12 protein-coding genes are annotated in these 14,808 nt (G+C 61.8%); 5 read left to right on the top strand and 7 right to left on the bottom strand.

Features of this window, described 5'->3' with window-relative positions; all coding sequences use genetic code 11:
- Positions 1-87: 87 nt before the first annotated feature.
- Positions 88-1,542, top strand: a complete 1,455-nt coding sequence (locus tag J3P73_RS21115) for a glutamate synthase subunit beta (protein WP_130692724.1) — start codon at positions 88-90, stop codon at positions 1,540-1,542.
- Between the two features lie 270 nt (positions 1,543-1,812).
- Positions 1,813-2,445 (top strand): hypothetical protein, encoded by a 633-nt coding sequence (locus J3P73_RS21110; protein ID WP_130692722.1) that lies wholly within the window; start codon positions 1,813-1,815, stop codon positions 2,443-2,445.
- Positions 2,446-2,482: 37 nt separating this feature from the next.
- On the opposite strand, the gene J3P73_RS21105 is transcribed toward J3P73_RS21110, so the two are convergent.
- Both J3P73_RS21105 and J3P73_RS21100 read right to left on the bottom strand, forming a co-directional pair.
- Positions 2,483-3,718 carry an SGNH/GDSL hydrolase family protein gene (locus J3P73_RS21105; RefSeq protein ID WP_197726842.1) on the bottom strand — a complete coding sequence of 412 codons (1,236 nt, stop codon included), beginning with the start codon at positions 3,716-3,718 and terminating at the stop codon, positions 2,483-2,485.
- A 173-nt stretch (positions 3,719-3,891) separates the two neighbouring features.
- Positions 3,892-5,115 (bottom strand): lytic murein transglycosylase, encoded by a 1,224-nt coding sequence (locus J3P73_RS21100; RefSeq protein ID WP_130692718.1) that lies wholly within the window; start codon positions 5,113-5,115, stop codon positions 3,892-3,894.
- A 204-nt stretch (positions 5,116-5,319) separates the two neighbouring features.
- Here J3P73_RS21100 and galU point away from each other — a divergent pair, with 204 nt between their 5' ends.
- The gene (gene galU / locus J3P73_RS21095; protein ID WP_018072820.1) at positions 5,320-6,207 is read left to right on the top strand and encodes a UTP--glucose-1-phosphate uridylyltransferase GalU; all 888 of its coding nucleotides are present in this window, start codon (positions 5,320-5,322) and stop codon (positions 6,205-6,207) included.
- Positions 6,208-6,396: 189 nt separating this feature from the next.
- Positions 6,397-7,148, top strand: a protein-coding gene (locus J3P73_RS21090; protein ID WP_130770982.1) for an IS5 family transposase whose coding sequence is annotated in 2 segments (ribosomal slippage) — positions 6,397-6,724 and positions 6,724-7,148 — 753 coding nt in all. Because the reading frame shifts where the segments join, the coding sequence is not laid out codon by codon here.
- 117 nt (positions 7,149-7,265) lie between these two features.
- Here J3P73_RS21090 and J3P73_RS21085 read toward each other — a convergent pair.
- Complete coding sequence (locus J3P73_RS21085) at positions 7,266-8,807, bottom strand: outer membrane beta-barrel protein (RefSeq protein ID WP_130692716.1); 1,542 nt, start codon at positions 8,805-8,807, stop codon at positions 7,266-7,268.
- 143 nt (positions 8,808-8,950) lie between these two features.
- Between J3P73_RS21085 and J3P73_RS21080 the strand changes: the two genes are divergently transcribed.
- On the top strand, positions 8,951-9,946 hold the full coding sequence (locus J3P73_RS21080) for a KpsF/GutQ family sugar-phosphate isomerase (RefSeq protein ID WP_130692714.1): 996 nt from the start codon (positions 8,951-8,953) through the stop codon (positions 9,944-9,946).
- A 14-nt stretch (positions 9,947-9,960) separates the two neighbouring features.
- Here the strand turns inward: J3P73_RS21080 and J3P73_RS21075 are convergent, their stop codons facing one another.
- The 4 genes from J3P73_RS21075 to J3P73_RS21060 all read right to left on the bottom strand — a co-directional run bounded on the left by J3P73_RS21075 (position 9,961) and on the right by J3P73_RS21060 (position 14,766).
- Complete coding sequence (locus J3P73_RS21075) at positions 9,961-10,416, bottom strand: NfeD family protein (RefSeq protein WP_018072823.1); 456 nt, start codon at positions 10,414-10,416, stop codon at positions 9,961-9,963.
- Positions 10,417-10,419: 3 nt separating this feature from the next.
- Positions 10,420-11,460 carry an SPFH domain-containing protein gene (locus tag J3P73_RS21070; RefSeq protein WP_011653489.1) on the bottom strand — a complete coding sequence of 347 codons (1,041 nt, stop codon included), beginning with the start codon at positions 11,458-11,460 and terminating at the stop codon, positions 10,420-10,422.
- 184 nt (positions 11,461-11,644) lie between these two features.
- A complete protein-coding gene (hemH, locus tag J3P73_RS21065; RefSeq protein ID WP_130692712.1) occupies positions 11,645-12,679 on the bottom strand; it encodes a ferrochelatase in 1,035 nt (344 codons plus the stop codon).
- A gap of 125 nt (positions 12,680-12,804) precedes the next feature.
- Positions 12,805-14,766 carry a bifunctional metallophosphatase/5'-nucleotidase gene (locus J3P73_RS21060; protein ID WP_130656217.1) on the bottom strand — a complete coding sequence of 654 codons (1,962 nt, stop codon included), beginning with the start codon at positions 14,764-14,766 and terminating at the stop codon, positions 12,805-12,807.
- Positions 14,767-14,808 lie beyond the last annotated feature (42 nt).

The following is a 14,808-nucleotide window of genomic DNA, read 5'->3' as shown; positions in this document are numbered from 1 at the left end:
CAAGACAAGCAACTTGCCCCGGGTACCGGGACTGACGATAGACAGATTGGCTGCGGTGAGGCGGTCATGAGGGTAAGGGACGAAAACATGGGTAAGGTTACAGGGTTTCTGGAAATCGACCGGCAGGTGGCGAAGTACCAGCCGGCGTCGGATCGTATCCGCCATTTCCGCGAGTTCACGATCCCGATGTCGGACCCGGAAGTGCAGAAGCAGGCCGCGCGCTGCATGGACTGTGGTATCCCCTATTGCCACGGCCCGACCGGCTGCCCTGTTCACAACCAGATTCCCGATTGGAACGACCTCGTCTACAACAACAACTGGGAAGCGGCGATCCAGAACCTGCATTCGACCAACAACTTCCCTGAGTTCACCGGTCGCGTCTGCCCGGCGCCCTGCGAGGAAGCCTGCACGTTGAATCTTGAGGATGCGCCGGTCGCCATCAAGACGGTGGAACAGGCGATCGCCGACAAGGCCTATGAGCTCGGCTTCATCCGGCCTCAGCCGGCCACGGTCCATACCGGCAAGAAGGTCGCCGTCATCGGCTCCGGCCCTGCCGGCATGGCTGCCGCCCAGCAGCTCGGCCGCGCCGGCCACGAGGTCCATCTCTATGAGCGCGAGACCAAGCCGGGCGGACTGCTGCGCTACGGCATTCCCGACTTCAAGATGGAGAAGAACTTCATCGACCGCCGCGTCGAGCAGATGAAGGGCGAGGGCGTCACCTTCCATTGCGGCGTCAATGTCGGCGTCGACGTCAACGTCGAGCAGTTGCTCGCCGATCACGATGCCGTCCTCTACTGTGGCGGTTCCGAGACGCCGCGTGAGGCGGGCATTCCGGGCACCGACCTTGCGGGCGTGCATGATGCGATGCCCTATCTGGTGCAGCAGAATCGCCGCGTCGGGCGCGAGAACATCGACAGCGTCGGCTGGCCGTCGGACCCGATCCTTGCCGGCGCCAAACATATCGTCGTCGTCGGCGGCGGCGATACGGCTTCGGACTGCGTCGGGACTGCGTTCCGCCAAGGGGCCGTCAAGGTCACACAGCTCGACATCCGGCCGCAGCCGCCGGAGAAGGAAGACAAGCTTGCCGTCTGGCCCTTCTGGGCGACGAAGATGCGCACCTCCTCCTCGCAGGCCGAGGGCGCGGTGCGTGAATTCCAGGTGGCCACTCTTGAATTCGTCGGCGAAGACGGTGTGCTGACCGGCGTCAAGTGCTGTGAGGTAGACGAGCGCCGGCGGCCGGTTCCAGGCACGGAATTCGTCATCCGGGCCGATCTCGCTTTCATCGCCATCGGTTTCCGCGGGCCGTTCACCGGCAGCGTGCTGAAGGAGCTCGAGGGCAAGCTGACGCTCAACACCGATAAGCGCGGCTCGACCAACGTCGTCGCCAACGACCGCGACTACAAGACTTCGATCGACAAGTTCTGGACGGCGGGTGACGTGCGCCGCGGCCAATCGCTGGTGGTCTGGGCGATCCGTGAAGGCCGCCAGGCTGCGCGCGCCATCGACGAGGAATTGATGGGCTCGACCGTCCTGCCGAACTGACCGTCAGTCACACCTTCCCGAAGACACGAACTCCGCCCCTCCGGCGGAGTTTTTTTATAGAGCACTGCGCATCCGAGAGGACGCGCAGCGTGTGGTGCGACCGCTTGACGCGGAGGCCGTGCGCCGCAAGCCTCAGGCAATGCCGGGAAGCGAGATTTTTCGCCGGACGCGGGCTCAGGAGGAGCCGGCGGCGACCGAAGCGGAGGTGCCCCGCCGTTTTGGCCATCGGCTGCGGCGTGAGGCCGCAAATGATCGACAAGGATACTTCAAATGGTTTCCGCACTGGACAGCACGCGGCTGGTTTCGGCCCAATATGCCCTGAAAAGTCTTCGCGACTCCGACGACAGCTCGCAGGACACGCAGAGTTCGTCGGCCGCCAGCATTCTGAGCAGCTATGGGCTCGATTCGAGCTCCGCCTCGCTTCTTTCCAACCAGGCCCTTTCCGGGCTGCTCGACACGCTTTCAGCCCAAAGCGACACGTCTGACGAGACCGATACGACGGGTGACGGCGCCGATGTCACCAGCGCCTCCTTCATGTCGATGCTGAAGCAGCAGCTGCAGGATGCGGCTGCGGCCGAAGGCGAGAGCGGCAAGGCCCATGACATGCTGGCCGCCCTCGAGGCAGGCACACTCACCATCACCGATCCGACGCAGGGCGTGTCGGTCAACGCCTGGGATGTCGATGATCCCGACGAGGCCGACACCGAGAGCAAGGCCGGCAAGGATATCGATGTCAGCGGCTGGAGCGACTTCCTCGACGCGCATCTGGAGCGCGGCGCCGATGGCGCCTTCGTCAAGGAAAACGGCAGCTATGTCGACCAGACGAACGACAGCAACGCCTTCTTCGGCCTGATCGGCTCAAACTACTATTATCTGAGCTGGCCGCAGGCGACGGCGAAGTAGACGGAACGAAGCGGAGGGCTACCTCAGACGGCGCTTTTCACTTGACCGAGACTTCGGCCGGCGCCTTAACCACAGGCAGGCGGTAATCATCGACGCGGCCGGGAGGTGCTGGCGTCATTTCGCCCTGCTCGACGAGGAGATCGCGCGGCGACCGCGTCAACGTCATCGGCGGCGGCCTGGCGCCGAGAAGCTCGGCGCCGCCGTCGAGATTGGGATCGGAGAGACTGATCGGCACGGTATGTTCGACCGGATTGGCGGGAAGGCCGAGACCGGGCAGATTGCTGGAGTCGAGGCGGACCAGATCGGGGCTTGCCTGCGTGCCGAGAAGACGCCGCGCCGGTTTTTCCACATAGAAGGCAAGTTTGCGCCGGCCGGCCTGGGTCAGGTTGATGCCATCGGAGGTGCGCAGGCGCACCTGCTGGCCGTTCACATCCGAACCGGTGACGATAAAATTGCCGTTTTCGTCGACGAAACCATCCCAGATATCGACGAATTCGCCGCCGATGCTTTCGACTTGGTTGCGGTAAAGCTGATTCATCTGGACGGCATCGGCCGTCATCGAATCGGATTCGAAGGCGGGCAGGCCAACCCAGAGCAGCGGGATCTTGCGGCCGGTGACTTCCTTGCCGAAGGAAAGGACACGACGGCGGTATTCGCTGGTCCAGCCGTCGGTGCGGAATTTTTCCTTGGCGGTGTCGGTCACCATCTGCTGGCGGTCGTTGGCGCCGATCATGACGACGACCATTGCCGGCTTCAGCTCGTCGATCATCTTCGGCAGCTGTTCCGGCCAGTCGTAATAATCGTCGCGGACAAGACCCGAGGAGACGTTGCCGCGGGCTTCGACGACGACGCCGGGCGAGGTCTCGAAGGCGGCGGTGAGGCCGTCGCCGAGGCCGCTGGCCAGGAAATCGCCGACGATCAGGATCGTCCGGGCGTCGCCGAGCTTTTGCACCGCCGGCTCCTCCTGTACGGGAGCGCGGACCGGCGGCGCGGTGCGGGTATTGACGATGGCCTTCGGCGCCGGCGGGCGTTTGCGCTGCTGGCGCCTCGGTTGCTGGACATCAGGGGCTTGCGGCGCGTCATCGAGATAGCGCCGGCCGAGGAAAAAATCGAGGATCGAACGGCGCTGATAGCGCTGCTCCTGGGCTTCGGCGACATGCACCGGTGCAGACACGCCAAGGCATAGCGAAACCGCCGCCAAGGCGAGCACGAGCCAACGGATTGGGGTGCGATCAGTTTTCTTCGTCATGGGCAGTTCCGCATCTGCCGGCATCTTGCACGCAGGGCAGGCCAGCGTCCACTCCCGCTATTATCTAGGTCACGGTTCTGCCTGTTGTAGAGCATCATGCCGAAAAGTGTGTGGGGTTTCGGGCGGTATCATGCCCTACTTCCTTGATTCAAATGCGGATTGAGATTTCCGGCCGGTCCGGCCGGGATCATCCCGATCTAGCGGCGCAGTGCGTTCAGAAGCGGCAATGAGGGCTCACCGTCCGGCTGCATGCCGATGCGCGACTGCACGGCTGATATCGCCGCTTTCGAACCCGACCCGAAATTGCCGTCGACCTCGCCGTTGTAATAGCCGAGCGTCTTCAGACGGGTCTGCAGCTCGAATTTCTCGGTGATGTCGAGTGCGCCGTCCGGGCGCGGCCAACGCTGTTGCATACCGCCGTAGCCGGCGATCTGGTCGGCCAGCAGGCCGACGGCAAGCGCGTAGCTATCCGAGGCATTGTAGTTCTTGATGGTGTAGAAGTTGGCGGTCATCAGGAAGCCTGGGCCACTGGGCCCGGCCGGCATCTTCAGCACGGCTTTGGTGGCGCTCTCGCGGAAGGCCTTGCCGTTCGGACGTGTCAGGCCGAGTGCCGCCCATTGGGCCAGCGTGTGGCTCTTGCCGGCCTGCTTGGCGACTGCGGCGGGAACGACGACCTCGTAGCCCCAGGTCTTGCCGGTGTCCCAGCCGTTCTTCATCAGGAGATTGGCCGAGGTCGCCAGCGCGTCAGGCACAGAATTCCAGATATCGCGATGGCCGTTGCCGTCGGCATCGACGGCATAAAGCAGGTAGCTTGTCGGGATGAACTGGGTGTGGCCCATGGCGCCGGCCCAGGAGCCTGTCATCTCGCGTGCCGGCACATCGCCGTTCTGCAGGATCTTCAGCGCGGCAACCAGCTGCTTCTTGGCGAATTTGGCGCGGCTCGGATCAGCATAGGCAAGCGTTGCCAGGGCGCGCGGCACGTAATGCAGCCGGTCGTCCTTGTCGAGGACCGCGCCGTAATTCGATTCCATCGACCAGATGGCCAGCAATATGGTCTTGTCGACGCCGAACCGCTGCTCGATCGCAGCGAGCGTTCTTGCGTGCTTGACGGCCATCTCGCGGCCGATCTTGACCGTATAGGGATTGACGCGGGAATCGATATAGTCCCAGATCTTCGAGGTGAATTCCGGCTGGTAGGCTGCCTTTTCGAGCACGGTCGGATCGGGCTCGCTCACCCCGGAAAAGGCCTTTTGATAGGTTGCCTTACTGATGCCACTCTGAGCGGCAGTCTGGTAAAAATCCGCGACCCATTTCTGGAAGCGGGAATCAGCTTTCGCGTTGTCGGGGACCAGTGCCACCTGGGCAGCGACAATGAGGGCGAGAGCAAGACCACGAAGGGAGTTTTTGTGATTCTGGGTCATCGACAGTCGTATCCGTCATCTTCAGTTTCTGGTGCAGCGGGGCATCATGTCCGCCCAGACCCGAGACTACAGGAACGGAGTCAACAAATTCTTTACCATGGCGATCCGCTGCGGTCACCATTTGCAAAACAGTAGCAATTCTATACTAGTTAAAGCTAAAAAACTCCATTTCCAAAGCGATATGATCGAAGCAGGAGGCCGGGTGTGGCTCAACACAACAAAGTTCGTAAAGCAGTATTTCCGGTTGCCGGGTTGGGAACGCGATTCCTTCCGGCGACAAAGGCTGTTCCGAAGGAAATGTTGACCGTCGTCGACAAGCCAATCATTCAATATGTCGTCGACGAGGCGATCGAAGCCGGGATCGAACATCTCGTCTTCGTCACCGGACGCAACAAGCACGTCATCGAAGATTATTTCGACATTCATTTCGAGCTGGAGCAGACGCTGCGCGAGCGCGCCAAGAAGGCGGAAATTACCCTTCTCGCCCAGCAATTGCCGAAGGCCGGCACGGTGAGCTTCACCCGCCAGCAGGAGCCTCTCGGCCTCGGCCATGCCGTGTGGTGCGCCCGTGAGATCGTCGGCGACGAGCCCTTCGCACTGCTGCTGCCCGATATGATCATGAAGGGCGACAAGGGCTGCATGAAGGGCATGATCGACCTTTACGGCCAGAGCGGCGGCAATATCATCGCCGTCGAGGAATGCGCGCCAGACCAAGCGCATAAATACGGGATCGTCGGCGTCGGCGAGGCGATCGGCGACGGCTTCCGCATCACCGGCATGGTGGAAAAGCCTGCCAAGGGGACGGCGCCTTCCAACTTCTTCATCAACGGCCGCTATATCCTGCAGCCGGAGATCTTCAAGATCCTCGAAACCCAGGAGCGCGGCGCCGGCAACGAGATCCAGCTCACCGACGGCATGCTGAAGCTGCTGAAGGAACAGGATTTCGCCGGCTACCACTTCCGCGGCGCGACCTACGACTGCGGCGCCAAGGACGGCTTTATCCTGGCAAACGTCGCTTTCGCCCTCGAACGCGCCGATATCCGCCCCTCCGTCGAAGGCGGCTTCAGGGAACTGCTGGCCGGTCTGAAGTAAGGCTTCCGCTCAGCGCAGATTCAAAGTGATAGAGCGCCGCGCTTCCTATCGGACGCGCGGCGCTTCCATTTTCCCGATGCAAGCCGCTCCCGCACTTCTGCTGGAGTTGCTCTAGGCTCCAAACCCAATCAAGCCATTGATCAAAATTGATCGCTGTGATTCATTGTGATGACAATGGGAGTTTTGATGATGGCAGGAGAGTTCTGGTTTGATGATCAGCAGTGGGCGGTGATTGCGCCTCTACTTCCCACGAACCAACCCGGTGCTCATCGCACTGACGACCGTCGAGTGATTAGTGGAATCATCCATGTCCTGCGATCGGGTTGCCGATGGCAGGATTGTCCCGCTTGCTACGGGCCTTCAACAACCATCTACAATCGCTTCCATCGCTGGTCTGCGAAAGGAATATGGCGGCGGCTGTTTGAAGCTCTGGCCCAAACAACCGATCGGGATCTTCATATGATCGACAGCACCACCGCCAAAGCCCACCGATCAGCCGCTGGCGGAAAAGGGGGGCGGATGCCGAGGCAATCGGCCGCTCGCGAGGCGGCAGATCGACAAAAATCCATGCTGTTGTCGATGGTTGCGGCCGTCCAATCGCGCTGCGAATAACGCCCGGGCAGCGCGGCGACGCACCCGTTGCCGTTCCACTGCTCACGCTCTTGCCTGCGAGCCGCCTATGTGCCGCAGACACCGCTTATGACAGCGACACATTACGCGACTTCCTCACCGCCCGCGGCACGCAGCCGGTCATTCCCAACAATCCTACTCGAAAGCGCATGCAGCCCTTCGACCCCATTGCCTACAAGCGCAGGAATATTATTGAACGCACCTTCTGCCGCCTGAAGGATTGGAGGCGCATCGCAACACGATACGACAAGCTTATGATCAACTTCGAGGCAACTTGCTACATCGCTGCTCTCGTCATTTGGTGGGCATGATTGAGTCTGGAGCCTAAAGCGCGTCGCGATCTTTCCGATTCGCTCCTTGCGCTTTAAGTCTTTGTTTTTACGCATGTCGTTGGCGCAAAACCGCTGCACACTTTTGCGCGCCATGCTCTAGCGTTTCAGCTTGAGACCGACGCCGGCTCGCCATTGCTGCGAATCGGTGCCTTCCTTGCGCGTCGTCAGCTCGTAGCCGAGCGTGCTGGTCAAATCGAGATAGCGGTTGATGTTCCAGGTCAGGCCGGTTGCGGCGGTATAGACGAGCTCGTCGTTGATGGTGCTGTCCGTGGGATAGTCGCGCCATATTACTCCGCCGATCATCGTCCCGACCAAATTATCGCGCAGCTGGTGAGTGACCGTCGTCGTCAGCGCGTGCGAGACGTAGCCGCTTTCGCCTGCCGTGGTCGAGGGCTGGATGCTGGTCTGCAGATCGAGATTGACATCGGTGCCGCGGATCGGCGACCAGAGCAGGCTCGCATCGAGCGTGGCGGTATCGATCGAGGACAGGCGGCTGTCTTCGAAATTCGCCATCTCGTAGCCGACACCGACTTCACCCTTCAGCTTTTCACCGAGATCGACCTCGACGCCTGCCTTGGCGCCATAGCTATGTCCGGAACGCTCGTAGCCGGCGGAGTCTTGCGTTTCGTCATAGACCGTGCGGCCGATGTTGGCCTCGATGAAGGGGATGAGCGCGGGGGACAGTTCGTAGCCGACGCGGCCACGCAACGTGCCCGCCGTCTGGTTGCGGTCGCTGAGGGAGACGGTCGTGCCGTTCGAAAGTTTAGCGTCCGAATAGATCGAGCGTGTAAGCGCAAGTGCAGTCGTGCCGCGCAGGATGCCAAAATCGCGCTGGACGGAGGCGCCGGCCGAAAATTCCTGGACGTCCGACTGCTGCGCGGCGTTGGTGATCGCGTCGGGATCATCGGTGTCCTCGCGGTAGAAATTATAGCCGGCGATGAGGTGCGCCGTGGTGTCGTCGGTAAGATCGAGCCTGAGATCGCTGTTGATCTTGAAGGAGGGTTGTTCCTCACCCTCGCCGCTGACATTCTTCTGCCAGGCGCCTTCCGAGGTCACGGTCAACTGATGCCGGCCCCAGTCCGAGGTCAGGGTCGCTGCTGCGTCCGTTTCAAGAAAGGCGCGCCGTTGCGTGGTATTGCCGTCCTTGGTGGTTTCGGTGTTGATGCTCTGGTTGACGCTCGGGCGGAGCACGAACGTGCCGATCGGGATTCCCGGCGTTTCCTCTGTCGAGGCACTTTCGGCAGCCCTGCGGCGTGGCAGTGCCTCGTCGACCGGCGCTTCACGGGTGTTCAGCCGGCGTATGTCCTCGTCGAGGATGGAACCGGTAATGTCGTCGCCGGCTTGTGCATCCGATATGGCGGGCCGCTGCTGGGCGTCGTCTGCGTTTGCAGTCGTGCCGTTTGCCGCGGGAGCGGCGGTATCGTCGGTCTCGTCATCGAAACCGGCGGTGGGTGTGGTGTTATAAGTGGTGCGATTGTCCTGGGAGGCGGAGGAGCGGCTGTTTGCCGGTTGCGACGAGGCGGATTGCGCGAAGGCTGCCGTCTGGCTGAGAAGCAAGCAGCCGAACGCGGCAAAAGAGACGGCACGGCTCATGGCGCGGAGCGGCGTCACACTGCTCGTCTGTTTTGGCTGGCCCATGCAATTCGCGCCTGACATGCTTTCGGTTCTTACCCAAAGGTAAAGCCTCGTGGTTAATCATTCGTTGCTGTCGGCGGGCGCTGTTCACAATTCGGAAAGAGTGCGGGGTGGACTTGGAAAGTGAAAAGGTCTAACGCAATTTCATGAATAGAAGAGCGATCAACCTCGTTGAAAACAGCGTGCTCGAATCGGCAAAACGCACGATAGAGACCGAAAGACGCGGTCTTGAAGCGCTCGAACAGGCTTTTGACAATGGATTGGCCGGCCCTTTCACGCGGGCCGTCGAAGTCATCGGCGACATCTCCGGACGCGTCATCGTCACCGGCGTCGGCAAGAGCGGGCATATCGGCGCCAAGCTCGCGGCGACATTCGCTTCGACCGGAACGCCTGCCTTTTTCGTGCATGCGGCGGAGGCCAATCACGGTGATCTCGGCATGATCGCACGTGATGACGTCGTGCTGGCGATTTCCAAGGGCGGCGAGAGCGCCGAACTCAAGAGCATCATTTCCTTCACGCGGCGCTTTTCCATTCCGCTGATCGCGATTACCTGCAGCGAAGGGTCCTCGCTCGCGGCCGCCGCCGATATCGTCCTTCTGATGCCGAACGAGCAGGAGGCCTGCCCCAATGGGCTGGCGCCGACGACCTCGACGCTGATGCAGCTTGCCATCGGCGACGCGTTGGCGGTGGCGCTCCTGGAGGCACGCGGCTTTACCGCCACGGATTTCCACGTCTTCCATCCCGGCGGCAAGCTGGGCGCGAGCCTGATGCATGTCGCCGATATCATGCATACCGGCGAGCGGCTGCCGCTCGTTGCCAAGGGCACACCGATGCCGGAGGCGATCACGGTGCTGTCGCGCAAGCATTTCGGCTGCGTCGGCGTGCTGGACGAAGATGGGCGGCTCTGCGGTATCGTCACCGAAGGCGACATGGCGCGCAACCTGACACGCAATCTTTCAGAGCTTGCCGTCGACGACATCATGACGCGGACGCCGAAGACGGTGAAGCAGACGGTGCTGGCGACCGCAGCCCTGGCGCTGCTCAACCAGCATCACATCGGCGCGCTGATCGTCATCGACGAGGACCGCCGGCCGGTCGGGCTGGTGCATTTCCACGACCTGTTGCGGATCGGCGTCGCCTGATCACAGCGATTTGATCAAACGGGCTCGACCGTCAGGTCGCGGCCGTTGCTCGAAACCACCTTCACCTGCGTTCCGACGGGCAGGTCGGGTCCCATCACCTGCCATAGCGTATCGTCAAGGCGGATGCGGCCGCGGCCCTCACGGATCGGTTCGTGCAGCGTCGCCGTGCGGCCGACGAGGCTAGCGCCGCGCTGATTGAGGAAGGGCTCGTCGGTTGTGGCATTGCGCAGCGTCAGCCGGCGGCCGGCGAAGGTCGTGGCAACGGCGAGAAGCGCAAAAAGGATCGCCTGCAACTCCCAGACCCAGAAGGCGCTGTCCCAGAAGAGCAGCGACAGTGCACCGACGATCAAGGCGGCAAGTCCGATCCAGACCAGGAAGAAGCCGGGAACGATCAATTCCGCGGCGAGCAGCACGAGGCCCGCGACCCACCAGCTCCACGGACCGAGTTCGGCGACGATCTTCGCCAGCATGGCTTATCGCTCCTGCTCGGGGTTGAAAGGATTGGGGGTCGACGGATTGATCGGCGGCGTCGAGCGCGCCGGTGCGGGACGTGGACGCGGCGGCACAGGCAGCGGCGTTGACGGGCTGTTGCCGGCATCGCCGAAGACTTCACGGGCAATGGCGCCGATGCCACCGAGCGAGCTCAGGATGGAAGAGGCTTCCATCGGCATCATCACGATCTTGGAATTGGGCGCCGAACCGATCGAGGTGAGCGCCTCGGTATATTTCTGGGCGACGAAATAGTTGATCGCCTGGATGTCGCCGGCGGCGATCGCCTCGGAGACCATCTTCGTCGCCTTGGCTTCGGCCTCGGCCAGACGTTCGCGGGCTTCAGCGTTGCGGAAGGCAGCCTCGCGCTGGCCTTCGGCTTGGAGAATGGCGGATTGCTTGGCGCCTTCGGCCCTGAGGATTTGCGCATTGCGCGAGCCCTCGGCCTCCAGCACCTGGGCGCGCTTTTCGCGCTCGGCCTTCATCTGGCGAGCCATCGCATCGACGAGGTCGCGCGGCGGCTGGATGTCCTTGATCTCGACGCGAGTGACCTTGATGCCCCAGGGATGCACGGCCTCGTCGACGACGCGCAGCAGCCGGTCGTTGATCGCATCGCGGTTGGAGAGCAGTTCGTCGAGATCCATCGAACCCATGACCGAGCGGATGTTGGTCATGGTCAGATTGAGGATGGCGTTTTCGAGGTTGGAGACCTGATAGGCAGCCTGGGCGGCGTTCAGCACCTGATAGAAGGAAACGGCATCGGCCGAAACCGAGGCGTTGTCCTTGGTGATCACCTCCTGGGTCGGCACGTTCAGCACCTGCTCCATCACGTTCAACTTGGCGCCGACGCGCTCGATGAAGGGGGTGATGAGGTTGAGGCCTGGCTCCAGCGTGCGGGTATAACGCCCGAAGCGCTCGATCGTATAGCGGTAGCCCTGCGGGACGGTTTTGATCCCGGCAAAGAGCACCAGGATGACGAAGATGACCAGCACGATCACAACGATGTCGAAGCCGCCGAACAGCATGAAAAATTCCTCCTATCGGCGCATTCGCGCCTGCCCAACTCATGTGGTGAGTTAGCACGTTCTTTGCGAGGAAGAAATGATGGCACAACCGGCTAGCCTCCAAGCGAAAAGGAGGTTCCGTTTCGTCTAAGTCATTGGGCTGTTTCCAGTTCCTCGGCCGATGCTGCTTTCTGAAGACGGTTTCTCAGAGCCAGCCCTGCAATTCGCGGCGGACGACCTTTTCCAGCACTTTCATGCCGTCCTCGCCGTCGTTGAGGCAGGGAATATGCGCGAACTTCTCGCCGCCATTCTCGTGGAAGGAATGGGCGGCCTGTTCGGCAATCTCCTCCAGCGTTTCCAGACAGTCGGAGACGAAGCCGGGATTGATGACGGCGATGCGCTTGACGCCGTCCCTGGCGAGCTTCTCCACCGTCTTGTCGGTGTAGGGCTGCAGCCATTCCTCCGGCCCGAAGCGGGACTGGAAGGTGACCATGAAGTTTTCCTTGGTGAGCCCGAGCCGCTCGCGCAACAGCCGGCCGGTCTTCTGGCATTGACAGTAATAGGGATCGCCCTGCTTGAAATAGGACATCGGTATGCCGTGGAAGGAGGCAAGCAGCATCTCGGGCTTCCAGTCGAGAGTCGAAAGATGCCTTTCGACCGACGCGGCGAGCGCCTCGATATAGGTCTCGTCGTCATGATAGGCGGGAACGGTGCGCAGCGCCGGCTGCCAGCGCATCGAGAGCAGCTTCTGGAAGGCCTTGTCGTTGACGGTGGCGGTCGTCGCCGCCGCATATTGCGGATAGAGCGGGAAGAGCACGATGCGGTCGCAGCCCTCTTCTTTCAGCGCGTCGATGCGCGAGGCGATCGACGGCGTGCCATAGCGCATCGCCCAGTCGACCTTGACGTTATCAAGATCCTTCAGGCGCTCGGCCATCAGCTCCGACTGGTTGCGGGTATAGGTGCGCAGATAACTTTCGTTCCTCTCCTTGTTCCAGATCAGCTCATAGGCCTTGCCGACCTTCTGCGGGCGGGTGTTGAGCACGATGCCGAACAGGATCGGATACCACTTCCAGGGCGACCATTCGATGACGCGGCGATCGGTCAGGAATTCCCTGAGATAGCGGCGCATCGAGGTATAGTCGGTGCCGTCAGGCGTGCCGAGATTGACCAGCAGGACACCGACCTTGCCTGACTTGACGGCCGGATGGTCCGCCGGGCGGAGTGAAATATCTGCTGTCATTCTGGCCCCAAAGCTCTTTCTGTCTCTTCGGCTCATACGCAGCCTCGAGATCGTGGTTCACCCTATAGAAACAAAAGCCGGCCCGGGAAACCCCGGACCGGCCAGTGGCATCGGGACAAATCGTCTTACTTGGCGGGGACCTCGATCTCCTTGCCGACCGTCAGGTGACGCGGGTTCGGCTTGCCATTGGCATCCGAAAGCTTCCGCCACATCGTGCCGTCGCCATAGAAGGTCACGGCGAGATCCCAGAAGGTGTCGCCCGCAGCGATGACATGGGTGGAAGGCGTCGTTGCGGCAGGTGCGGAGGCTGCCGGTGCCGGCGCTGGTTCAGTAGCGGGCGCCGGTGTTGCTGGTGCCGGGGCAGCGGGTGCCGGCTCGGTGGATGGAGCAGGAGCAGCGGGCGCGGGGCTGGGTTCGGCAGAGGGGGCCGGAGCAGCCGGTGCGGCAGGCGCCGGCTCGGAAGCGGAGGGAGCAGGCGCTGCCTGCGCCAGTTCGGTGACGCGGCCATCCGTATATGGCTTGTAGGGCGAATGCGCAGCGACATATTCGGCGGTCACGTCGGCAAGGTCCGGACCGTAATCATAGGCGTTCTTGCCTTCCTTAAAGATCGAATAGCCATCGCCGCCGGCCCGCATGAAATTGTTGGTGGCGACTTTGTAGGTCTTGGCGGGATCGATCGGAGCGAAATTGTCGCCTTCCTTCACCTGGACATCGCCGACGCGGCTGCCGACAGGCTTCGACTGGTCGAAGGCGAACTTCAGGCCGGCGACCTGCGGGAAGCGCCCAGCGCCCTGGTCGATCTGGCTGACGCCATTTTCGAGCGCTTTGACGACATCTGCGCCAGTCGTCTCAAACGTAGCGAGCGTGTTCTGGAAAGGCAGGACGGTGATGACCTCGCCCTGGGTGACCTCGCCGCCGTCGATCGAAGCGCGCAGGCCGCCGCCGTTCTGGACGGCGATGGTGACGCCCTGGTTCTTGGTGCGATCGAGCATGGCGTCGGCCACCAGATTGCCCATCGAGCATTCCTTGACGCGGCAGACCTTGCGGTCGCCTTCGATCGGGCTTTCGGAGGAGCCGATCACCTTCTTGCGCAGTTCTTCGATCGGCTTTGCGAGTTCGCCGATACGGGCAAGGACAGCCGGATCAGGCGTGAAGGTGGAATCGATCAGGATCGGATCGCCCTTGGCATCTTTGACGACTCCGCTATCGTCGAAATTGACGACGAGATCGCCGAGATACTTGCTGTAGGAGGCAGCCTGGACGACCGGCACTTTATAGCCGCCGGGATTGTCGACCATCGTCGGATAGGGGCCTTCGGCCTTGGGGTCGGTGTTCGAGAGCAGGCTGTGGGAATGGCCGCCGACGACGACATCGACATCCGGGATCTTGGCGATCAGGGCGAGATCTCGGGGGTAACCGACATGGGTCAGCGCGATGATCTTGTTGACGCCCTGGCCCTTCAGATCCTGAACGGCCGCGGTAATGCTCTGGACGTCATCGGCGATCGTGACGTTCGGGCCGGGGGAGGAAAGCTCTGCCGTGTCATTGGTGACGGCGCCGACGATACCGATCTTCTGGCCGGCGACATCGAGCACCAGCGAGGGCTTGATGCGGTCGCCGAGCTTGGAGGCGGCTGTCGCCTTGACATTCGCCGTCACGACAGGGAACTGCACCTTGTCGAGGAAGGTCGCAAGCCCGTCCTCGCTGTCGTCAAATTCATGATTGCCGACGGTCATGGCGTCGAACTTCATCAGGTTCAGGAACTCGGCTTCGGCTGCTCCCTTGTAGGTCGTGTAGAAGAGGGAGCCCTGGAAATTGTCGCCGGCATTCAAGAGGAGGACGTTCTTGCCGGATAGCGCCTGGCGGCGCTGATCGATCGCGGTCTTCAGGCGGGCAGCACCCCCGAAGCATTCCTTCTTGCCTTCCTCTTCGGCCGAGCAGGTGGAGTCGAACTTGTTGACCGATTCGATGCGCGAGTGGAAATCGTTGATATGAAGAATATTGAGTTCGTAATCTGCAAAGGCGGCGCCCGTGCTCAGCGCCAGCATGGACGCGGTCAAAAGACCGAAGCTGAAAGACTTCGTCATCCCTGTTCTCCTGATTGAGGCGAAAGATCCCCCTGATCCCTC

Origin of the sequence: Rhizobium ruizarguesonis, assembly GCF_017357285.1 — a bacterium.
Classification (GTDB): domain Bacteria; phylum Pseudomonadota; class Alphaproteobacteria; order Rhizobiales; family Rhizobiaceae; genus Rhizobium; species Rhizobium ruizarguesonis.
Note: the sequence above shows the minus strand (reverse complement) of the source record. Positions and strands in the feature narration are given on the sequence as shown.